At 63.5% G+C, this 22175-nt stretch carries 18 protein-coding genes; all 18 read left to right on the top strand.

The window, feature by feature from the left end; genetic code table 11:
* Positions 1–19: 19 nt before the first annotated feature.
* The 18 genes from ACSU1G_RS32775 (at position 20) to hisD (ending at position 22167) form a co-directional block, all read left to right on the top strand.
* Positions 20–1804, top strand: a complete 1785-nt coding sequence (locus tag ACSU1G_RS32775) for a peptidoglycan D,D-transpeptidase FtsI family protein (protein WP_439285549.1) — start codon at positions 20–22, stop codon at positions 1802–1804.
* Between the two features lie 28 nt (positions 1805–1832).
* Positions 1833–3245: a UDP-N-acetylmuramoyl-tripeptide--D-alanyl-D-alanine ligase gene (locus tag ACSU1G_RS32780; protein ID WP_439285551.1), complete on the top strand. Its 1413-nt coding sequence runs from the start codon at positions 1833–1835 to the stop codon at positions 3243–3245.
* Complete coding sequence (gene mraY, locus ACSU1G_RS32785) at positions 3242–4363, top strand: phospho-N-acetylmuramoyl-pentapeptide-transferase (RefSeq protein WP_439285552.1); 1122 nt, start codon at positions 3242–3244, stop codon at positions 4361–4363. The genes ACSU1G_RS32780 and mraY overlap by 4 nt, the downstream gene beginning before the upstream one ends.
* The gene (gene murD / locus ACSU1G_RS32790; RefSeq protein WP_439285554.1) at positions 4360–5895 is read left to right on the top strand and encodes a UDP-N-acetylmuramoyl-L-alanine--D-glutamate ligase; all 1536 of its coding nucleotides are present in this window, start codon (positions 4360–4362) and stop codon (positions 5893–5895) included. The genes mraY and murD overlap by 4 nt, the downstream gene beginning before the upstream one ends.
* Positions 5864–7060, top strand: a complete 1197-nt coding sequence (locus tag ACSU1G_RS32795; protein WP_439285556.1) for a peptidoglycan glycosyltransferase FtsW — start codon at positions 5864–5866, stop codon at positions 7058–7060. Before murD ends, ACSU1G_RS32795 begins: the two co-directional genes overlap by 32 nt.
* A complete protein-coding gene (locus ACSU1G_RS32800; RefSeq protein ID WP_439285558.1) occupies positions 7057–8130 on the top strand; it encodes a UDP-N-acetylglucosamine--N-acetylmuramyl-(pentapeptide) pyrophosphoryl-undecaprenol N-acetylglucosamine transferase in 1074 nt (357 codons plus the stop codon). The genes ACSU1G_RS32795 and ACSU1G_RS32800 overlap by 4 nt, the downstream gene beginning before the upstream one ends.
* A 56-nt stretch (positions 8131–8186) precedes the next feature.
* A complete protein-coding gene (gene murC, locus ACSU1G_RS32805; protein WP_439285560.1) occupies positions 8187–9587 on the top strand; it encodes a UDP-N-acetylmuramate--L-alanine ligase in 1401 nt (466 codons plus the stop codon).
* Between the two features lie 3 nt (positions 9588–9590).
* Positions 9591–10556, top strand: a complete 966-nt coding sequence (locus ACSU1G_RS32810) for an FtsQ-type POTRA domain-containing protein (RefSeq protein WP_439285562.1) — start codon at positions 9591–9593, stop codon at positions 10554–10556.
* A gap of 166 nt (positions 10557–10722) precedes the next feature.
* Positions 10723–11868 carry a cell division protein FtsZ gene (gene ftsZ, locus ACSU1G_RS32815; RefSeq protein ID WP_439285564.1) on the top strand — a complete coding sequence of 382 codons (1146 nt, stop codon included), beginning with the start codon at positions 10723–10725 and terminating at the stop codon, positions 11866–11868.
* Between the two features lies 1 nt (position 11869).
* Positions 11870–12553, top strand: a complete 684-nt coding sequence (locus ACSU1G_RS32820) for a YggS family pyridoxal phosphate-dependent enzyme (protein ID WP_439285565.1) — start codon at positions 11870–11872, stop codon at positions 12551–12553.
* Positions 12554–12593: 40 nt separating this feature from the next.
* Complete coding sequence (locus tag ACSU1G_RS32825) at positions 12594–13082, top strand: cell division protein SepF (protein WP_439285653.1); 489 nt, start codon at positions 12594–12596, stop codon at positions 13080–13082.
* Between the two features lie 3 nt (positions 13083–13085).
* Positions 13086–13391 carry a YggT family protein gene (locus ACSU1G_RS32830; protein ID WP_439285567.1) on the top strand — a complete coding sequence of 102 codons (306 nt, stop codon included), beginning with the start codon at positions 13086–13088 and terminating at the stop codon, positions 13389–13391.
* Between the two features lie 159 nt (positions 13392–13550).
* Positions 13551–14222 carry a DivIVA domain-containing protein gene (locus tag ACSU1G_RS32835; protein WP_439285568.1) on the top strand — a complete coding sequence of 224 codons (672 nt, stop codon included), beginning with the start codon at positions 13551–13553 and terminating at the stop codon, positions 14220–14222.
* A 9-nt stretch (positions 14223–14231) separates the two neighbouring features.
* Positions 14232–14879, top strand: a complete 648-nt coding sequence (gene lspA, locus ACSU1G_RS32840) for a signal peptidase II (RefSeq protein ID WP_439285569.1) — start codon at positions 14232–14234, stop codon at positions 14877–14879.
* Between the two features lie 2 nt (positions 14880–14881).
* Complete coding sequence (locus tag ACSU1G_RS32845) at positions 14882–15802, top strand: RluA family pseudouridine synthase (protein WP_439285571.1); 921 nt, start codon at positions 14882–14884, stop codon at positions 15800–15802.
* Between the two features lie 181 nt (positions 15803–15983).
* Positions 15984–19502 (top strand): DNA polymerase III subunit alpha, encoded by a 3519-nt coding sequence (gene dnaE / locus ACSU1G_RS32850; protein ID WP_439285572.1) that lies wholly within the window; start codon positions 15984–15986, stop codon positions 19500–19502.
* Between the two features lie 111 nt (positions 19503–19613).
* Entirely contained in the window at positions 19614–20849 is a 1236-nt protein-coding gene (locus ACSU1G_RS32855) for a hypothetical protein (RefSeq protein ID WP_439285574.1), read from the top strand.
* A gap of 1 nt (position 20850) precedes the next feature.
* On the top strand, positions 20851–22167 hold the full coding sequence (hisD, locus tag ACSU1G_RS32860) for a histidinol dehydrogenase (RefSeq protein ID WP_439285576.1): 1317 nt from the start codon (positions 20851–20853) through the stop codon (positions 22165–22167).
* Positions 22168–22175: the final 8 nt, after the last annotated feature.

Genomic DNA, 22175 nt, shown 5'->3' on the forward strand with positions numbered 1-22175 from the left:
CGGACACTGAGGGAATCCCATGACGACACGAGCCACGCGCGGCCCACGCCGACGCACCGTCGTCGCCCTCGCGGTGATACTGGCGGTACTGGCAGCGTTCGTCGTTCGCCTCGTCGACATCCAGGTAGTGAGCGCGACCGAGCACGTGGAGGATTCCCTCAACGTCGGCAAGCTCGGCAGCACGGATGCGCTCTACGGCAACAGAGGGTCGATCGTCGATGAGAACGGCATCATCCTGGCGTCGAGCACGAAGGTCTATGACGCCGAGCTCAGTCCGAAGGTCTTGATGCTCCTGGAGAACGACGAGAACGGCCCTCCGGAGACACCGTGGTCTGAAGCAGCTGACAAGATCGCTGAGATCACGGGTCAGGACGCGGATGAGTTGCGTGCCGGCGTCGCAGCCAACCTGGAGAACAACTCGGAATCGGAGTACTACCTGCTGGAGAAGGGGCTCAGCACCGAGAAGTACCTTGAACTGCGTGACCTTGGGCTCATCTACCTGCACATGACACCGCGCGAGACGCGTGTCTACCCGAGCGGCGCGGTTGCGGGCAACGTGGTCGGCTATCTCGACACCGCTGGCGTCGGGCAACTCGGTGTCGAGCAAATGGAGGCCAAATGCCTCGCCCCGACAGATGGCGAGCGCACCTACCTGCGTGGTACCGACGGGGTCATCATCCCCGGCAGCGAACGCACTGTCGACGCGCTGAACGGCGGCACCGTACAGCTGACGATCAACCGAGATCTGTCGTGGTATCTGCAGCAGATGGTTGCAGAAGAAGCGCAGAAGCAGGGCGCGAAAGCGGCAACTGCTGTTGTCGTAGAGGTCAAAACGGGAAAGATCCGTGCCGCGGCCGAATGGCCGTCGCTCGACCCCAACGACCTTGATTCCTCATCACCGGATGACTGGGGAACGCGGGTGTTCACCACGACATTCGAGCCGGGGTCGACATTCAAAGCCGTCACCGCTGCGACACTGCTGGACACCGGCGCTGTGGACGGCAACACCACGGTGAGCGCGGCAAGCCGCGAAACTTTCCCGAACGGCGCTGTCATCAACGACGCGTTCGTGCACGGCGCCAACCAGTACACGCTGGCCGGTGCCCTGATCGACTCATCCAACGTTGCGGTATCGAAGTTCGGAACCATGGTCGACCCGCAGGTGCGCTACGACTACCTGAAGAAGTTCGGCGTCACGGAGAAGACGATTGATTTCCCTCGTGAGGAGGGTGGCGTTTTGCACCCGGTCTCCAAGTGGGACAGCCAGTCGCTGTACACGACCACGTTCGGACAGTACTTCACGGTCACCGCGCCACAGGTTGCCGGTGCCTACCAGGCCATCGCCAACGGTGGCGAGAAGATCGATCTGTCGCTCATCGAGTCCTGCACGCTGGCCGATGGCACCGTCGTGACCCCAGATGCACCGGAGCATGAGCAGATCATCTCCGAGTCCACTGCCGATGAGGTGGCGCGCATGCTGGAGAACGTCGCCGTGCAGGGCGGTCTCTCCGAGCAGGTGGAGATTCCTGGCTACCGGGTAGCCATCAAGACGGGTACCGCGGAGAAGCCGAACGAGAACGGCCCCGGTTACAAAGCGAACGCCTATTACACGAGCATGGTGGGCTTCGCCCCTGTGGATGACCCTGAGTACGTCGTTATCGTCACGCTCGACGAGCCGACTAGGCTTGCATCATCAGCAGCGACGGCGTCCGCTTTCCACAAAGCGATGACTCAGGTTCTGAAGACCTATCGCGTGTCACCGTCCACCGAACCGATGGACGAGCTGCTCCCCAAATTCAACTAGCCGGCGCCTCGCCGTGCATGGAGATGTCATGATCGCCCTGTCGTTTGCAGAGATTGCTGCCATCACCGGCGGCGAGCTGCGTGTCGTCGACGCCGATACCGCGGAAACCGTGGTCAACGGCGTCGTCGATACCGATTCCAGGAAGATGGCGCCCGGCGGCATCTTCATCGCCAAGCCAGGCGCCGAGACTGATGGGCACCGTTTCGTCGGTGCTGCCGTCGATAATGGGGCTGTGCTTGCACTGGTCGAGCACACCGTGGATGTCCCGGTGTCGCAGGTGGTCGTTGCAGATGTCGTGGCAGCGCTGGCTGATCTCGCTCGAGCCGTTGTCGCGCGCGTGCGTGAGGGGGGACAGCTGAAGATCGTCGGGATCACCGGGTCCAACGGTAAGACGACGACGAAGAACTTCCTTGCGCGCATCCTCGAAGGCGTCGGCGAGACGGTGGCACCGATCGATTCGTACAACAACGAGGTCGGTGCGCCAGTCACCATGCTCCGCGTTACCGAGAACACTCGCTATCTGGTCAGTGAGTTCGGTGCGGCTGGCCCCGGCAGCATCGCCCACCTCGCAGGGCTCGTTGAGCCCGATGTTGCGGTGGTCCTGATGGTTGGTATGGCACATGCCGGTGGTTTCGGAGGCATCGAGGCGACCGCAACCGCCAAGGCAGAGCTGATCACTGCATCCCGCCCCGCCGGTACGGCAGTGCTGAATATCGACGACCCTCGTGTGGCCGCCATGCGCGAAAAAGCCGTCGATCACGGGCTGAGCGTCGTCGGCTTCGGCCAGAATGACACGGCGGACGTGCGCGCGAGTGATGTGCAGGTTGCCGCAGACGGCACGCGAACGGTGATCAGCGTCGCCGGAGTTGAACTTCCGCTACACCTGAAGGTTCTCGGCGCGCACCACGTAGGCAACGCGCTGGCTGCGATTGCAGCCGCCGGCGTTCTCGGCGTCTCACTTGCCGATTCCATCGCACGACTCGAGACCGTCGAGATCGCCGAGCGCTGGCGCATGCAGCCGATGGGAAACGAACGGGTGCGCATCATCAATGACGCGTACAACGCCAGCCCCGACTCCATGGCGGCAGCTCTCCGCACCCTGGCACAGATCACCGGACCGGATGAGCGCACCGTCGCTGTTCTCGGCGCGATGAGTGAGCTGGGCGAGAGCGCAGGGGAGGAGCACGACCGGATCGGGCTGCTCGCTGTGCGCTTGAACATTCGCCGCATCGTCGTAGTGGGGCCAGAGGCGCGTCGCCTCTACCTCTCGGCGGTCGGCGAAGGCTCGTGGGACAGTGAGGCCGTGCACCTCGCAGACCAGGACGCAGCATTCGAGTACCTGCGCACTGAGTTGCGCGACGGTGATCGCGTGCTCGTCAAATCATCCAATTCCGTGGGCCTTCGGCATCTCGGCGATCGTCTGGGAGAATTGTTCTCGTGAGATCACTCCTGATGGCGGCGGCGATATCGCTCGCCTTCACCCTCTTCCTCACTCCGGTCTTCCTGCGGCTGTTCCGCCGCTGGGGCTGGGGGCAGGTCATCCGTACCCCGGAAGACATCGCGAACCCGAGCCATGAGGCAAAGCGCGGCACGCCCACGATGGGCGGCCTCATCTTCATCGTCGGCACGATCGTCGGCTACTTCGTCGGCGTCTATGCCGGGGGAAGCACACCGGCGCTCTCCGCGATCCTCGTGCTCTGGCTCATGCTCGGGTTCGGAGCGGTGGGCTTCATCGACGACTACATGAAGGTGAAGTCGCAGCGCAGCCTCGGACTTTCCGGTTGGCGCAAGGTCATCGGCCAGCTGATCGTGATGATCCCGTTCGGTATCGTCGCTTTGAACTTCAAGAACCAATGGGGGCAGACCCCTGCGAGCGGCCATGTGTCGTTGTTCCGTGACATACCGTGGCTGGACCTCTTCGCCTTTGGCGTGATCATCGGCTGGGTCGTCTACCTGATCTGGATCGCTGTGATCGGCATCGCGACATCCAACAGCGTCAACCTCACCGACGGCCTCGACGGTCTTGCCGCCGGCGCGGGGGTGTTCGTCGTCAGTGCATACAGCCTGATCGCGTTCTGGCAGTTCAAGCAGTCCTGCACGGGCGCGGGCGCGGGCACCGGCGCCGAAGACGAAGCGCTGGCTGCCTGCTATCAAGTGCGAGACCCCTTCAGCCTCGCGATTGTTGGGGCATCGTTCGCCGCAGGACTCATCGGGTTCCTCTGGTGGAATGCGCCCAAGGCGAAGGTCTTCATGGGTGACGTCGGCTCGATGGCCATCGGCGGCGTGATCACCGCGATGGCGATCCTCACCCGCACCGAGCTGCTGCTCTTCGTGATCGCCGGTGTCTTCGTGCTCTCGTCCGGCTCGGTGATCCTGCAGCGCACCTACTTCAAGCTCACCCGCGGCAAACGACTCTTCTTGATGAGCCCGTTCCATCACCATCTGGAGATGCGCGGCTGGCCTGAGGTGACGATTGTCGTCCGGCTGTGGATCATCTCGGGCTTGCTTGCTATCTCGGCTGTGGGCATCTTCTACGTCGAATGGCTCACGCTGGTATGAGTGACGTACGTCTGGATGCTCTGACCAGCTGGCACGCCGATTGGAAGGGGCTGCGCGTCGCTGTCCTCGGGCTTTCGGTGACCGGATTCTCTGCGGCTGACACTCTCACTGAGCTCGGTGCTGATGTCCTCGTGCTGTCGGAATCAGCGTCTGAGGAGTACGAGCGGCTCGTTCCGGTCATCGGCGCACACCTCGAAATCGGTCCGCTCGACGTGGTGCCGCAGAGGGTTCGTGACTTTGACCCGGAGGTCGTCGTGGCCTCACCGGGCTTCTCGCCGTCGCATCCGCTGATCCAATGGGCGCAAGATGCCGGGATCGCGCTGTGGGGCGATGTGGAGCTCGCCTGGCGCGTGCGCGACAAGGTCGTGCGCGCAGACGGCACCCCTGCCGATTGGGTGCTCATCACCGGAACCAACGGTAAAACGACGACCACTCAGCTGACCGCGACGCTGCTCGCGGAGGGCGGGCTACGCGCCGCGCCGTGCGGCAACATCGGTGTCCCGGTGCTGGATGCCGTGCGCGACCCGGCCGGTTTCGACGTCTTCGTGGTCGAACTCTCCAGCCACCAACTCTGGTACATCGGGCAGAGCAGTAGTGCGGGCGAGCTCGTGCCGCACTCGGCGACGTGCCTGAACCTCGCCGACGATCACCTCGTCTGGCACGGCAGCACCGCGGCCTATCGCGATGCGAAGTCGTTCGTCTACCGCAACACCCGCGTCGCCTGCGTATACAACAAGGCGGATGTGGCCACGCGCCAGATGGTTGAAGACGCCGAGGTTGCGGAAGGCGCGCGGGCGATCGGTTTCGACCTTGGCGTGCCAGGCCCGAGCGATTTCGGCGTGGTCGACGGTATCCTCGTGGACCGAGCCTTCCTCGATGACCGTAGGAACAGTGCACTCGAGCTGACCACACTCGCCGAGCTCGATCGTGCCGGGCTTGCGGCCCCACACATGGTGCAGAATATTCTCGCTGCCAGCGCGCTTGCACGCGCACTCGGCACACCGCCTGAGGCCATCCGACGTGCCCTTGAGACGTTCCGGCTTGATGCGCATCGCATCCAGGTCATCGCCCGCCACCAGGGCGTCACCTGGGTCGACGATTCCAAGGCGACCAACCCGCATGCTGCCGCCTCGTCGCTGCGGGCTTACCCCGGCGCCGTCTGGGTTTTGGGCGGAGATCTGAAGGGCGTCGACCTCTCGGACCTGGTGGCGGATGCCGGGCGCACTGCGAGCGCCGCGCTCATCATCGGTGTCGAACGCGCCGAGTTGGTCGCGGCATTCGAGCGACACGCGCCCGCAGTCCCGGTGATCGAGGTCGTCACTGGTGAGACTGAAGATGTCATGACTCGCGTGGTGGAACTTGCCGCGGGGATCGCCACTGACGGGGGAACAGTTCTGCTGGCCCCCGCCGCGGCGTCCTTCGACCAGTTCACCAGCTACGCGGATCGCGGCCACCGCTTCGCCGACGCGGTACGCAGATGGATCGACAGAGGGAGCGCCGATGACGCAGGCATCCCGCCCTCCGCGCACTGAATCTCGAGGACTCGCCGCACGCGTCTCGTTGGGGCGCATCTTCACGCCACCGTCGAACGAGTTCCTGCTCATCGCATCCACGGCTTTGCTGCTGACGGTTTTCGGGATTGTCATGGTGATCTCGGCGACGAGTGCGAAGGAGAACGGTGTCATGGACACCGCTCTGAAGCAGACGATGTTCGCCGCTGTCGGCATCCCGATGATGTTCCTGGTGAGCCGGCTTCCGATCAGCCTGCTGAAGAACATGGCGTGGCCCGCGATCATCGCGGCGACGGTGTTGCAGCTGCTCGTGTTCACACCTCTCGGCATTGAGGATGCCGGAAACCGCAATTGGATCCGCATCGCCGGGTTCACGATGCAGCCCTCGGAGTTCCTCAAACTCGCCCTGGCGCTTTGGATCGCTTACGTGCTCCTGCGCAAGCGCGCACTGCTGGGAACGTGGAAGCACGTGTTCATCCCGGTCGTGCCGATGGCGGTGATGGTGCTTGCCACCGTCATGGCCGGGAACGACCTGGGTACCTCCATGGTCCTCGTGCTGATCACGCTGGGCTGCCTGTTCTTCTCCGGTGTCAAGCTGCGGTTGTTCATCCTCCCGTTGCTCGCCGGAGCCGGCGGCATCTTGTTCTATGCACTCTCCAGCGCCGACCGGATGCGGCGAATCACTGCTCTCTGCGCGAATATCGACCCCGCGGTCGATATCGAGACGTACCGGTCGAATTGCTACCAGTCTGTGCATGCAGTCTGGGGCATGGCGAACGGCGGGTTCTTCGGCCTTGGTCTTGGCAACTCACAAGAGAAGTACGGGTGGCTGCCTGCCGCTGCCAACGACTTCATCTTCGCAATTGTCGGCGAGGAGCTCGGGCTCATCGGCTGCATCGTCGTGCTCGGCCTGTTCACCTTCTTCGCGGTCGGTGCGTTCCACATCATGCGTAAAACGCAGGACCCGTTCATTCGCGTCGCCTCCGGCGGAATCGCGGTGTGGATCATCGGGCAGGCCCTGATCAATGTCGGCGTCGTGATCGGCATTTTCCCCGTGATGGGCGTGCCACTGCCGTTCATGTCGCAGGGTGGTACCGCGCTTCTTGCCGTGCTGCTCGCCTGCGGCGTGCTGCTGGCATTCGCTCGCACGATTCCTGCAACTGAGCGAGGTAAGGTCACCAAGTGACCTCGTACCTCCTCGCCGGCGGTGGCACCGCCGGCCACGTCAATCCTCTGCTTGCCGTCGCCGATGGGCTGCGCGAACGCGACCCGGAAACCGACGTCCTTGTGCTCGGAACGAAAGAGGGCCTGGAAGCCCGTCTCGTTCCTGAGCGCGGATACGAACTGCTGATCGTGGACAAGGTGCCGTTCCCGCGCCGACCGAATAAGCAGGCCGTGGGCTTCCCCGGACGATTCCGGAAGGCGATCGCCCAGGTGCGCGCGCACATCCGTGAGCATCACATCGACGTGGTGGTCGGGTTCGGCGGCTATGCCTCGGCGCCGGCATATATTGCGGCCCGTCGCGAGAGGGTGCCGTTCATCGTGCACGAGGCCAACGCGAAGCCCGGACTGGCGAACGTGCTCGGTGCGCGCCGAGCAGCGGGCATCGGCGTCGCGTTCGACGGCACGCCACTCAAGGGCAGCGAAGTCGTCGGCATGCCGTTGCGGCGCGAGGTTGTCGACTTGGACCGAGCAGCTGTCCGGGCAGAGGCTGCCGAGTACTTCGGCCTGGATGAGGCGCAGCCCGTCCTGCTGGTCTTCGGCGGTTCGCTGGGAGCGCTGCGGCTCAACGAGGCCCTCGCCGACTCATGGCGCGATGTGCGTGCCGCGGGCTGGCAGCTGCTGCACGTGACGGGGGAGCGCAGCGACCTCGTCGACCCCGAGGCTCCCGGCTACGTCATGCGTCGCTATGTCGACCGAATGGACCTCGCCTTCGCCCTTGCCGACCTGATCGTCTCTCGTGCGGGCTCGGCGACGGTCAGCGAGATCAGCGCCATCGGCATCCCCGCCGTGTATGTGCCGTACGCGGTCGGAAACGGAGAACAGCGGCTCAACGCCGCATCCTCCGTCGATGCGGGCGCAGCGATCCTGCTTGACGATGCCGGATTCTCCGGAGACACGGTGCGCGATACCGTCGTGCCTCTTCTCGGCGATCGTGAACGGATCGAGCGTATGGCCGCGGCAGCCGAGAACGTGGGCATCCGCACCGGCACCGAGAACGTCATCGCGCTGATCGATCGGGCACTCGGCGCCTGAGCCGGGCGGCGTGCCCAGGGGCCGCTGTCAGGGCAGCGAATTAGGATGGACGGGACATGATCAGACCTGACCTCACTCTTCCGATTCCCGAGTCCATCACTGCTGCCCACTTCATCGGTATCGGTGGATCGGGCATGAGCGGACTCGCGAAGATGTTCCTCGATGCTGGCATTCGCGTCTCCGGATCAGACCGTGCAGATAGCGACAGCCTGCGCGCTCTTGCCGAAGCGGGGGCGACCGTTCACGTCGGTCACGATGCCGCCCACCTCGGAGACGCAGACACCGTCGTGCACACCGGCGCGATCTGGCCGGAGAACCCCGAGTACGTCACGGCGAAGGAACGCGGTCTGCACGTCATTCACCGCTCCCAAGCACTGCACTGGCTCATCGGCGGGCGACGGCTGGTCTCGATCGCCGGCGCGCACGGCAAGACGACGTCCACCGGCATGCTCGTCACGGCTCTGCAATCGCTCGGGGCAGACCCGAGTTTCGTCAACGGTGGTGTGATCGAGCAGCTCGATGCGTCGAGCGCGTCCGGCACCGATGATCTCTTCGTCGTTGAGGCAGACGAGTCGGACGGCACCTTTCTGCTGTACGACACCGCGATCGCCCTCATCACGAATGTCGATCCTGATCACCTCGACCACTATGGCTCGGATGAGGCGTTCCATGACGCGTTCATCCGCTTCGCCGACGCGGCGAGCGAGGCTGTCGTGATCTCCAGTGATGATGCGGGTGCACTGCGGGTGACTGCCGGCCTCACGCACCAGAACGTCATCACGTTCGGCCTGGCAGAGCACGCGGATGTGCGCCTCAGCGACGTCTCGACTGCTGGTCCCGTGGCCGCCACCGTCACTCATGACGGACAGAGCGCGCGTATGCAGCTCGCTATGCCTGGCGAGCACAATGCGATCAATGCCGCGGGCGCCGTCGCGGTGCTCCTGACGTTGGGGTACGCACTGAGCGATGCCGTGCGCGCCGTGGAAGGCTTCGCCGGAACGGTGCGGCGCTTCGAGCTGCACGGCGTCGAGCGCGGTGTGAGCGTCTTCGACGACTATGCGCACCACCCGACCGAGGTGAAGGTCGCTCTCGAAGCAGCGCGCAGCGTCGTCGGCGAAGGTCGCCTCATCGCAATACAGCAGCCGCACACCTACTCGCGCACGCAGCACATGTACCGCGAGTTCGCCGAGGTGTTAGAAACCTACGCCGACCACACCGTCATGCTCGATGTGTACGGTGCCCGCGAAGATCCCGTTCCCGGCGTCACCGGCGAGCTGGTCAGCGGCGCCTTTGCTGATCAGGAACACGTGCACTACGTGGCTGACTGGCAGGAAGCAGCCGACTACACGGCCACCGTGGCGAGGGAAGGCGACTACGTCATCACGCTCGGCTGCGGCAATGTCTACCTGATGATTCCGCAGGTGCTCGAGTCGCTGCGAAAGACGACCGAGGCCTGATCGATGCGTCGTCCGGCACCGCTTCCGACCTCGCCAGAGCAGGAGGAGCAGCCTGCACCCGGCCGCCCCTCCCGCTTTGCACGCTTCACGCGTGAGGCGCAGGTTGAGGCGGAGTCGGTAGACCCGCGCGATCCCGTTGATCTTCACAACCCTGGCTCCGCATCCGCAGAGGAATCGGCAGACATCGCCGCTGCGGAGCCGCAGACGCTCAAAGGGCTGACCGCCCGGGATGTCTGGCGTGCGGCCCGCGCGCGTCGCAAGACGCTGCGGGCGGAGATCCGCCGCTTCACGCAGCGTTCTCGCCGGCGTCGCCTGATCTGGCTCGGTGCGCTTGGCGCTGTCATCCTGTTGATCGGAGGCAGCGCAGCCGCCGCTTACAGCCCACTCTTCGCTGTTCGCAAAGTGACAGTGGTCGGGGCATCCGCTCTTGATCCGGCCACAGTCGAGGCCGCACTCGCCGATCAGATCGGTACCCCGATCGCGCTGGTGGACGACAACGCGGTGAAGGCCGCCCTGATCGCTTTTCCGTTGATCGAGACGTACTCGCTCGAGGCAAACCCGCCGCACGACCTCACGCTGCGCATCGTTGAGCGCACGCCGATCGGTGTGATCGAGTCGGACGCCGGCTTCACTCTCGTCGATGCCGCAGGAGTCGCGCTGTCGACGACACCTGACCCTCCGGCTGGACAACCGGTGATCGACGTCACAGGCGGGACGAAATCCGTCGCCTTCGAATCGGTCGGACTCGTAGTGAGATCGCTGCCGGCTGAGGTGCGTACAACACTGAGCTCCGTGCAGGCCAGCACTCAGGACGACGTGACGCTGACACTGTCCAGCGGCGTGGTCGTCGTTTGGGGGAGTGCAGAGCGATCGCGTGACAAGGCCGTGGCTCTGGCATCCGTGATGACGGCAAATCCGGGCGCACACACGTTCGATGTCTCCTCGCCAGAGGTCGCCGTCGCCGGTTGAAGCCCGTTCCAAGGGGAAACCGGCGACACACCCGTGTCGCTGCGCGTGCACGCGCATACTGCGCCTACCGTCAGTCAAGAGAACGCAATACCGGGAAATACTTTACACCTCTAGTTGAGGTTTAAAGTTCACACTCTTTCCAGGCTCGACACATCGGAGGCCGGCCATGAGCCAGAACCAGAACTACCTCGCCGTCATCAAGGTCGTCGGCGTCGGCGGTGGCGGCGTCAACGCCGTCAACCGCATGATCGATCTCGGCCTTCGTGGAGTCGAGTTCATCGCTATCAACACTGATGCGCAGGCGCTGCTCATGAGCGACGCCGACGTCAAGCTCGACGTGGGCCGTGAGCTCACCAGGGGTCTTGGTGCTGGCGCCGACCCCGAGGTCGGCCGCCGCGCTGCGGAGGACCACGCGGAAGAGATCGAGGAAGCCCTCACCGGCGCTGACATGGTCTTCGTCACCGCGGGTGAAGGTGGCGGTACCGGTACCGGTGGCGCTCCGGTCGTTGCCCGCATCGCGAAGTCGATCGGCGCACTGACCATCGGTGTCGTCACGAAGCCGTTCTCCTTTGAAGGCCGTCGCCGGCAGAGCCAGGCTGAGGCCGGCGTCGCGAAGCTCAAGGAAGAGGTCGATACCCTCATCGTCGTGCCGAACGACCGTCTGCTGGAGATCAGCGACCGCGGCATCTCAATGATCGAGGCCTTCGCCACCGCAGACCAGGTGCTCCTCGCCGGTGTGCAGGGCATCACCGACCTCATCACGACGCCCGGTCTGATCAACCTCGACTTCGCCGACGTCAAGTCGGTTATGCAGGGTGCCGGATCCGCTCTCATGGGCATCGGTTCTGCCCGCGGTGCTGACCGCGCGATCAAGGCCGCCGAGCTTGCGGTCGAGTCGCCGCTGCTCGAGGCATCGATCGAGGGTGCGCACGGCGTGCTGTTGTCGATCCAGGGTGGTTCGAACCTCGGCATCTTCGAGATTCACGACGCCGCGGATCTCGTCAAGGAAGCGGCTCACCCCGAGGCGAACATCATCTTCGGTACGGTCATCGACGACACCCTCGGCGACGAGGTCCGTGTCACGGTCATCGCGGCTGGCTTCGACAACGGAGGGCCCTCCCTGCGGATCGACCCGATGGTGGTCACTCGCCCGGCGGCACCCACGCTGCCTGAGGTCGCGCTGTCGGATTCGGCTGAGGAGAACACCGCGGCGGAGCAGGGGGCCACACAGCCCGCACCGCGCATCGCCGCGACCAGCCTGGAGCCGGCGTTCGCTGACGATGACATCGACATCCCCGAGTTCCTGAAGTAAATTGACTGACCTTGCCGCGCGGCTGTCCGCGATCGACTCGCAGATCGCGGATGCCGCGCGCATCGCCGGACGGGATGCCGCTGAAATCACCCGAATCGTGGTGACGAAGTTTCATCCCGCATCCCTTGTCAGCGAACTGCACGCACTCGGTGTGCGTGACGTCGGTGAAAACCGGCAGCAAGAGCTTTCTGCGAAGGAAGCCGAGCTGGAGCTCGAAGGCTTGCGTTGGCATTTCATCGGTCAGGCGCAGACGAACAAGGCCGCAGCGATCCGCCGTAGCGCGGATGCTGTGCACTCTGTCGATCGGATCAAACTGGCCGACTCGCTGCACCGCGTCGCGGAAGACGGCGACGATGTGCTCGACGTGCTCGTGCAGGTCAACCTCACCGAGGATGCCGGTCGAGGTGGCGTCGCCCCTGGCGACGCTGAGCGCTTCGCCGAGCACATCCTCTCGCTGTCGTCACTGCGGCTGTGTGGAGTGATGGGTGTCGCACCGCTCGATGAAACTCCGGCATCCGCATTCGCTCGCCTGCGCGGCATTGCGGACAGCATCCGAAGAGTCGAACCGAATGCCACCTGGATCTCTGCCGGCATGACCGGCGACTTCGTCGAGGCGATCGCTGCGGGTGCGACACACCTGCGGATCGGCTCGGCAATCACTGGACCCCGGCCTGACCGGGGTTAACCTCGAAACAGATCAGCCCATGCCAAACACGGAGGACACGATGGGAAACCCGCTGAAGAAGACCATGGTGTACCTGGGCCTCGCCGATGAGGAAGAGGCCTACGAGGAGGAGCTTGCTCCGACGCCTGCGCGTGCACATCGCGAACGTGATCGCGACCGCGATCACGACAAGGATGAGCCCGCTCCCGCGCCCGTTACTCCGCTGCGTCGCCCGGTCGCTGTTCGTCAGCCCACGGCAGGCACAGTCAACGAGATCCTCACGGTGCACCCCAAGCAGTACCGAGACGCCCAGCTGATCGCTGAGAGCTTCCGCGAGGGCATCCCGGTGATCATCAACCTGTCCCAGATGAGTGATGCTGATGCGCGTCGTCTGATCGACTTCGCGAGTGGTCTCTCACTGGGCCTGTACGGCCGCATCGAGCGCGTCACCAGCAAGGTGTTCCTGCTCTCGCCGGAGAACATTGCTGTTTCAGGACACGGCGGCATTGCGCACGCAGATCCTGATTCTGCGGGCTTTGATCAGTCCTGAGCCGTGACCTCGCTGGTTTCAGGGATCGCATCGATCGTTCATCTGGTCCTGCTGATCTACATCTTCGTGCTGTTCGCGCGGCTCATTCTCGAGTACATTCCGCTGTTCAATCGTGAGTGGCGGCCCAAGGGTCCCACCCTCATCGCGGCGGAACTCGTGTACACCGTGACTGATCCGCCCATCCGAATGTTCCGACGCTTCATTCCGCCGTTGCGTATCGGCACGCTCTCGTTGGATTTCGGGTTCACTCTCACCATGCTGGGCGTGCTGATTCTGATGTCGATTGTGCGCGCATTCATCTACGTATAGCCACCGCCCCCTGCGCGCAGATGTGACCTCTCACATCGCGTCGTCGGCGAGCGGGGACTATGCTTGCACCCAGGTGCGCGCCCCGGGTACGCGCCGAATCAATACCGAGCCATGCTTCAGCCACTGGCCACAGAACTCATCGAAAGAGGAGCCGAGAAAATGGCACTGACCCCGGATGACGTCGTCACCAAGCAGTTCCAGCACGTCCGATTCAAGGACGGCTTTGACCCCGACGAGGTTGACGACTTCCTCGACGAGATCGTCGTCGAGTGGCGTAAGGCTCTCGAAGAGAACGCTGAGCTGAAGACGAAGCTCGCGGCGTACGAGTCTGGCGAAACGCCGGCCGTTGCCGAGCCTGTTGCTGCTGTGGCTGCCGCAGAGCAAGATTCTGCCGTCGTTGACGAGGTTCCTGCCCCGGTCATCGTCGCTGCTCCGGTTCCGGTTGCTGAGGCTCCCGTAGTTGAAGCCCCTGTCGCTGCGGCTCCGTCCGACGCGACCGGTTCGACCACCGCTACTGCCGGCATCATCGCGCTCGCTCAGCGTTTGCACGACGAGCACGTCGCCGAGGGCGAGGCGAAGAAGAACCAGCTGATCTCTGATGCTCAGACTGAGGTTGACCGCATCCGCACTGAGGCGCAGGCCCAGCAGCGCGAAGAGTCTGCCCGCCTCGAGCGCGAGCGCAACACGTTGGAGGCTCGTATCACCGAGCTCCGCAACTTCGAGCGTGACTACCGCAGCCAGCTGCGTGGCTACATCGAAGGCCAGCTGCGTGACCTTGACGAGAAGGCGAACTCGACGGATTCCACGCCGGTCTCCGCGATCGGTCTCTAGGTCGTCCCTTTGTCAGGACGTCGCCAGATTCGTCGGTCGGCGGCTGGCATCATCGTCGCGATTCTCGCGGCAGTGGTGTTGGCCGCCGATCAGTTTGTGAAGCACCTCACAATCGAGAACCTCCCACTTCATGAAGTGGTACCGGTCTTCGGTGAGTTCCTTCAGCTGTACTACGTGCGAAACCCTGGTGCAGCGTTTTCGCTCGGCAGCGAGGTGACGTGGATCTTCTCGATCGCTCTGGCCGTTGTCGCCGGGGTCATCATTTGGAAGGCGTTCGCTCTGCAGTCCCGACTGTGGGCGATCGTGCTCGGTTGCCTGCTGGGCGGTGTCCTGGGTAACCTCACCGACCGACTGCTGCGTGACCCCGGCTTCGGTGTCGGGCACGTCGTCGACATGATCTCGATGCCGTGGATGATGCCGGCGATCTTCAACGTCGCCGACATCTTCATCGTGTGCGGCATGATCTCTGTCGCGTTGCTCGTCGTGCTCGGGCTCCGTTTCGACGGTACCCGTGAGAAGGACGATGTCGCTCCCGAGTCGGATTCGGATCTGGACTCTGACGTCGCTGACGTCGCTGACGTCGCTGTTGATGCTGATGATGTTGACGCCGTTGACGCCGACGTCGCTGTTGACGCTGATTCTGACAAAGGCGCCTGAACGTGGATTCTCGATCTCTGCCCGTTCCTGACGGGCTGGAAGGCTCCCGCGTCGACGCGGCTTTGGCCAAGATGCTCGGCTTCTCCCGGACCTTCGCCGCCGAGATCGCTGAGGCGGGAGGCGTGAGCCTGGACGGCGTCACGCTCGGAAAATCCGACCGGCTTCGCGCCGGCGGGTGGCTGAGCGTGGAATGGCAGCCGAAAGAAGAGCCGAAGATCGTGCCGATCGTGGTCCCTGAGCTCGGGATCATCCACGACGATGACGACATCGTCGTGGTGGACAAGCCATCCGGTGTGGCCGCGCACCCCTCCGTGGGGTGGGAGGGCCCGACAGTGCTCGGTGCGCTTGCCGGGGCAGGATTCCGCATCGCCACCAGCGGCGCAGCCGAGCGAGCAGGCATCGTTCATCGCCTTGATGTCGGCACGAGCGGCCTTATGGTCGTCGCGAAGACTGAATCGGCGTACACGGCACTGAAGCGTGCGTTCAAGGAGCGAACGGTGGAGAAGATCTACCACGCGGTGGTGCAGGGGCATCCTGATCCGCTCGCGGGAACGATCGACGCTCCGATCGGACGGCATCCGAATCATTCGTGGAAGTTCGCCGTCACGCCGTCCGGCAAAGACTCGGTGACGCACTACGAGACGCTCGAGGCGTTCCCAGGGGCGTCGCTGCTGGAAATTCATCTGGAGACGGGTCGGACGCACCAGATCCGCGTGCACATGGCCGCACATCGGCATCCATGTGTCGGCGATCCGCTCTATGGTGCAGACCCGACGATCGCGGCCAGGTTGGGCCTCACCCGCCAGTGGTTGCATGCGCACAAGCTCGCATTCACTCACCCGGCCACAGGGGAGTGGGTTCAGTTCGAATCGCCCTACCCTGACGACTTCGTGCACGCCTTGGACATTCTGCGCGGCGACTGACTCGACGAGTTCTGAGAAATCGTGAGTTATAGCGTCTGATCGGGCGGTCTCGAGATCAGGAGCTATTACCGAGATCAGGAGGCTTTCCGGGGAAATCTCCTGATCTCGGGACGACCTCCTGATCTCGGCGCTACCCCATATCAAAACCCCGGTGTCTGTGCCCCGACGTAGACTCGAATACGTGGCATCCGACTCCTTCGTACACCTTCACGTGCACAGCGAATACTCGATGCTGGATGGCGCCGCCAAGATCGCCTCGATGACGAAGGCTGCCGCTGATTACGGCATGCCGGCCATCGCTGTCACCGATCACGGCAACACCTTCGCGGCCTTCGAGTTCTACAACGCCGCAAAAAATGCCGGTGTGAAACCGATCATCGGCCTCGAGGCCTATGTCACACCCGGCACCCACCGCAGCGACAAGACCCGAGTGGCCTGGGGGTCGCCCGATCAGAAGCGCGACGACGTCTCCGGTTCCGGCGCGTACACCCACATGACCATGTGGAGCCAGAGCACCGAGGGCATGCACAACCTGTTCCGGCTCAGCTCTCTTTCGAGCCTTGAGGGACAATACTTCAAGCCGCGCATGGACCGTGAGCTGCTGCAGACCTACGGCAAGGGACTCATCGCCACGACCGGATGCCCGTCCGGCGAGATCCAGACACGCATTCGGCTCGGTCAGTATGACGAAGCTCGTGCCGCTGCGGCCGAGTTCCAGGACATCTTCGGCAAAGAGAACTACTTCGCCGAGATCATGGATCATGGGCTGTCCATCGAGCGCCGCGTCATTACCGATCTGCTGCGGATTTCGAAAGACCTCGGCATCCCGCTGGTCGGCACGAATGACTCGCACTACACGCATCAGCATGAAGCAGACGCCCACGAAGCCCTGCTCTGCGTGCAGTCCGGCTCGACGCTCGACGACCCGAACCGCTTCAAGTTCGATGGTGACGGCTACTACATCAAGACGGCGCAGGAGATGCGCCAGCTCTTCCGCGATAACCCCGAAGCATGTGACAACACCCTGCTGATCGCGGAGCGTTGCGAAGTCGAGTTCAATACTTCGGCGAACTACATGCCACGCTTCCCGGTGCCAGAAGGCGAAACCGAGGACAGCTGGCTGATCAAGGAAGTCGAGGCTGGCCTGCATTACCGGTACCCGGCCGGCATCCCTGACAAGGTGCGCAAGCGAGCCGAGTATGAGACCGGCATCATCCTGCAGATGGGTTTCCCCGGCTACTTCCTCGTCGTCGCCGACTTCATCAACTGGGCAAAGAACAACGGCATCCGCGTTGGTCCTGGTCGTGGTTCCGGTGCAGGATCCATGGTCGCCTACGCCATGAAGATCACCGATCTCGACCCCATCGAACACGGACTCATCTTCGAGCGGTTCCTCAACCCGGACCGCGTCTCGATGCCTGACTTCGATGTCGACTTCGATGACCGGCGCCGCGGTGAAGTGATCGACTACGTCACCCAGAAGTACGGCTCAGAGCGCGTGGCGCAGATCGTCACCTACGGCACGATCAAGTCGAAACAGGCGCTGAAGGATGCCGGTCGCGTACTGGGCTTCCCGTTCAGCATGGGCGATCGACTGACCAAGGCCATGCCACAGCCCGTGATGGGAAAGGACATGCCACTGACCGGCATGTTCGACTCCGCGCATCCCCGCTATAAGGAAGCCAGCGAGTTTCGGGCGCTACTCGAGATCGATCCTGATGCGAAGACGGTCTTTGACCGCGCTCTGGGGCTTGAGGGACTGAAGCGTCAGTGGGGCGTGCACGCGGCCGGCGTGATCATGTCGAGCGAGCCGATCATCGACATCGTCCCGATCATGCGCCGCGAGCAGGACGGACAGATCGTCACGCAGTTCGACTATCCGTCATGTGAGAGCCTCGGCTTGATCAAGATGGACTTCCTCGGGCTCCGCAACCTCACGATCATCTCCGATGCACTCGATAACATCCGCACGAACAAGGGTGAAGACCTCGACCTCGAGCACCTCGAGCTCGACGATCAACCGGCATACGATCTGCTCTCACGCGGTGACACGCTGGGCGTCTTTCAGCTTGATGGTGGGCCAATGCGGTCGCTGCTGCGGCTGATGAAGCCTGACAACTTCGAAGATATCTCGGCTGTCATCGCGCTGTATCGGCCCGGCCCCATGGGTGCGAATTCGCACACCAACTACGCCCTGCGTAAGAACAACCTGCAGCCGATCACCCCGATTCACCCTGAGCTTGAAGAGCCGCTCAAGGAGATCCTGAACACGAGCTACGGCCTGATCATCTATCAGGAGCAGGTTATGGCGATCGCGCAGAAGGTCGCAGGCTTCAGCCTCGGCCAGGCAGATATTCTGCGCCGCGCGATGGGCAAGAAGAAGAAGTCCGAGCTTGATAAGCAGTACGAGGGCTTCGCGGCCGGTATGAAGGAGCGCGGCTTCGGCGACGCGGCGGTCAAGGCGCTGTGGGAGATCCTGCTGCCGTTCTCTGACTACGCCTTCAACAAGGCGCACTCGGCCGCCTACGGACTCGTCTCGTACTGGACCGCGTACCTCAAGGCGCATTTCCCGGCCGAGTACATGGCAGCACTGCTGACGAGTGTCGGCGATTCCAAAGACAAGATGGCGATTTACCTCAACGAGTGCCGCCGCATGGGCATCAAGGTGCTGCCGCCAGATGTGCGCGAGTCGATCAATTTCTTCGCCGCAGTCGGGGAAGACATCCGCTTCGGCCTCGGTGCAATTCGTAACGTCGGAAGCAACGTCGTCGATGGGATCATCCAGGCGCGCAAGAAGGAGAGCTTCGACTCCTTCCATGACTTCCTCAAGAAGGTGCCGCTGCACGTTTCGAACAAGCGCACCGTGGAATCGTTGATCAAGGCTGGAGCCTTCGACTCGATGGGAGACACCCGCCGTGCTCTCATGGAGATCCATGAGGATGCCACAGAAGCAGCTGTTGATCAGAAGCGCAACGAGGCACAGGGAGCGATCGGCTTCGACTTCGACAGCCTGTATGACGCCGTGGAAGAGACTATTCCAGCGAAGGTTCCTGACCGACCGGAGTGGGTGAAGAAGGACAAACTCGCTTTCGAGCGCGAAATGCTCGGCCTGTATGTCTCCGACCACCCGCTTGCGGGCCTAGAGGTCGCGATCGCAAAGCACGCCTCAATTTCGATTCAGAATCTGCTCGCATCGGAAGACCTCCAAGACGGTGACCAGGTCACCGTCGCCGGCCTCGTGACCAGCGTGCAGCACCGAGTGGCCAAAGCCAGCGGAAACCCCTACGGCATGATCACCGTCGAGGATTTCAACGGCGAGGTCACCGTGATGTTCATGGGGAAGACCTACACCGAGTACCAGCACACGCTGCAACAGGATGCCATTCTGGCGGTGCGCGGACGTATCTCGCGCCGCGACGATGGACTGAACCTGCACGGACAATCGGCATTCACTCCCGATATCGGGTCCTTCGACACAGCAGGGCCCCTTTCGCTGGTGCTCGCCGAGCAGCGCGCGACCGAGCGTGTCATGCACGATCTGGCCGAGGTGCTGCGCCGCCACAATGGGGAGACAGAGGTCATCCTTCGGGTACATCGTGGGAGAACCGCGAAGATATTCGACGTACCCATGCCGGTGAAAGTAACTGCCGATCTATTCGGTGATCTGAAGTCGCTGCTGGGCCCCGCCTGCCTCGGCTGAGGCTTCACCGGAAATCACGCTGACGAGTCGCACGGGCCCACCAGGTAATATCGGGACGCGTTGGACGCGCCGGATCAGACGGTGCGCACCAAATGGAAAGGATCTCGCTTCATGAGTACAGATTCCCCTGACGAGCCCTTCACCGAAGAATCTTTCACCGAAGAGGACGGTGTCCTTTACGACGAAGAGGTGGCGCCGGAGTACGGAATCCTCGGATTCACGCTGCGCGAACTCCTTATGGTCGCGGTGTGGCTGGTCGCTTTCGTGACCTCGTTCTTCCCGCTGTACCCGCAACTGAGCGGAAGCACGATCTGGATGCAGGGAATCTCCTGGATCCTGCCGATCGGTCTGCCGACCGTTGCCGTGTTCCTCGTCGTACTGCGCAGGCTCTCTCCTGAGGGAATCCGCCGCGTCGGGTCACTGGGCATCGATCAGTTCGCATCAGTCGCGTTCTCTGTCTCTGCGATCCAATGGGCGAGCGCGAACTGGGAGATCTTCGCGGCGGGTGCGGGGCGGGGCTACTTCACGTTGAGCTGGGTGACGATTGTGCAGTCCGTCGCAATGCTCGCGCTGGTTGTGCTCACAGTGTTCGCACCGCTCATTCCCGGGTTGCGTGAGGATTTCCGCGGCCGCTTGGTCACTCTCGCGCATCGCAACGCTAACCCGGTACGCCCGGTGATCGCTCGACCGCGTCCGCAGCATCCGGCCCCGGTCGAGGCGCACGCAGGGGAGTCTGAGTCGTCAGTCGCATCCGAGCCTTCCGTTGCATCCGAGCCTTCCGTTGCATCCGAGCCTTCCGTCGCATCCGAGCCGTCAGTCGAATTCGAGCCTTCCGTCGAATTCGAGCCTTCCGTCGCATCCGAGCCCGCGGTCGAAGATGAGTTGGTTCTCGACACGGAGCTTTCCGGGCAGGACACGGCCGATGGGCTCGACCACCTCGGCCTAGCGAGCAGCGTGCCGTTGACCTCGCATGCGTCGGGCGGCGAGCTTGGAACACTGACTGACGCTGACGAGAACGATTACGTTCCCGGCTATGCCCGCTCCTCACACGGTCAAGATGACGCAGAATCGGATGCCGAGCAGCACCTCGAGCCCGACCCCGAGCCTGAGCCGGAAGCGAATGCTGATCCTGAACCCGAAGCCCCGTACGTCGCCGCTGCGCAGCCGTTCTGGGCGCTCGTGCCCAACGTGCGCGATGTGTTCGACGCACGTGGCGAGCCGCTGTTCCGGATCGGTCCTGACGCATGGGCTCTGGTGATCGAAGACCGCGGCGGTGCCTATGTGGTTCGCCACGATGACGGGCGCGTCGGCTACCTGCACGACATCGAAGACATCACGAAAGGCTGAAGTGCGCACGATTGATCTACGGGGGCAGCAGCTCTCGCCGGCAGACATGCTCGCAGCCGTCCCTCGCGCCGCGCAGGCGCGTGCGGAGGCGCTGGCGACCGCGGCACGGATCGTTGACGAGGTCCGTGAACGCGGTGAAGACGCTCTGCGGGAGCAGGCCGAGCGCTTCGACCGGGTCACCGGCCACGCCATCCGCGTTCCCTCTGAGCACATTGCCGAGGCTCTCGCATCCGTCGATCCCGTCGTGCGCGAGGCGCTGGAAGAGGCGATCCGCCGAGTGCGTCAAGGCTCTGCGGCACAGGTACCTGCCGCCCAGACCACTGTGATCGGCGCGGGAGCGCGGATCGTGCAGCGCTGGCAGCCTGTCAGTCGTGCGGGCGTGTACATCCCCGGCGGCAAAGCTCCGCTCTCGTCGAGCGTGGTGATGAACGTTGTTCCCGCGCAGGTCGCCGGGGTGACCAGCATCGCACTCGCGTCCCCGCCGCAGGCGGACGGGCGAGTCCACCCGACGATCCTCGCTGCCGCCGGGCTCCTCGGAGTCTCTGAGATCTACGCCATCGGTGGCGCTGGAGCGATCGGCGCGCTCGCCTGGGGAGTGCCGGCCCTCGGCCTCGACCCTGTCGACGTCGTCTCCGGTCCTGGCAACAACTACGTCGCATCCGCGAAGCGTGCTGTCGCCGGCGTCGTCGGCACTGACTCGGAGGCTGGCGCGACGGAGATTCTGATCGTCGCGGATGCCGCTGCTGACGCGCGACTGATCGCCGCTGACCTTGTGAGTCAAGCCGAGCACGACGAGCAGGCATCCGCAGTGCTCGTCACCGATGACGCTGCGTTGGCTGACCGTGTGGCCACAGAGGTCGCAGAAGTCGCGGCGGCGACCAGACACAGCGAACGTGTCGCCGTGTCTCTGGCTGGTCCGCAGTCGGCGATCGTCCTGGTGGATGACCGGACCATGGCGACGGCCTTCAGCAACGCCTATGCCCCGGAACACCTCGAACTGCACCTTGTCGACGCGGAGGAAGCGGCATCCGCCTTCACCAGCGCTGGAGCGGTGTTCGTGGGAGACCAGACGCCGGTGAGCCTCGGCGACTACATGGCGGGAAGCAACCACGTTCTTCCCACCGGAGGTCAGGCGCGCTACGCGCCCGGTCTCGGTGCCTACACGTTCCTTCGCCCGCAGCAGGTGATCTCCTACGATCACGCCGCGCTGGCTGCGGTGCGTGCCGGGGTCGTGGCGTTGGCAAATGCTGAGGTGCTTCCCGCTCACGGTGAGGCTATCGAGGCGCGTTTTTCGACCATCGAGAAACTGAGCGAGTAGGCTGGAAC

The sequence above is a fragment of the Microbacterium sp. A93 genome (genome assembly GCF_051842835.1).

Excerpts from the sequence above, each read along its gene's own strand:
- ACSU1G_RS32775 (WP_439285549.1), top strand. The coding sequence starts at position 20 with ATGACGACACGAGCCACGCGCGGCCCACGCCGACGCACCGTCGTCGCC.
- ACSU1G_RS32780 (WP_439285551.1), top strand. The coding sequence starts at position 1,833 with ATGATCGCCCTGTCGTTTGCAGAGATTGCTGCCATCACCGGCGGCGAG.
- murD (WP_439285554.1), top strand. The coding sequence starts at position 4,360 with ATGAGTGACGTACGTCTGGATGCTCTGACCAGCTGGCACGCCGATTGG.
- ACSU1G_RS32795 (WP_439285556.1), top strand. The coding sequence starts at position 5,864 with ATGACGCAGGCATCCCGCCCTCCGCGCACTGAATCTCGAGGACTCGCC.
- murC (WP_439285560.1), top strand. The coding sequence starts at position 8,187 with ATGATCAGACCTGACCTCACTCTTCCGATTCCCGAGTCCATCACTGCT.
- ACSU1G_RS32810 (WP_439285562.1), top strand. The coding sequence starts at position 9,591 with ATGCGTCGTCCGGCACCGCTTCCGACCTCGCCAGAGCAGGAGGAGCAG.
- ftsZ (WP_439285564.1), top strand. The coding sequence starts at position 10,723 with ATGAGCCAGAACCAGAACTACCTCGCCGTCATCAAGGTCGTCGGCGTC.
- ACSU1G_RS32825 (WP_439285653.1), top strand. The coding sequence starts at position 12,594 with ATGGGAAACCCGCTGAAGAAGACCATGGTGTACCTGGGCCTCGCCGAT.
- ACSU1G_RS32835 (WP_439285568.1), top strand. The coding sequence starts at position 13,551 with ATGGCACTGACCCCGGATGACGTCGTCACCAAGCAGTTCCAGCACGTC.
- ACSU1G_RS32855 (WP_439285574.1), top strand. The coding sequence starts at position 19,614 with ATGAGTACAGATTCCCCTGACGAGCCCTTCACCGAAGAATCTTTCACC.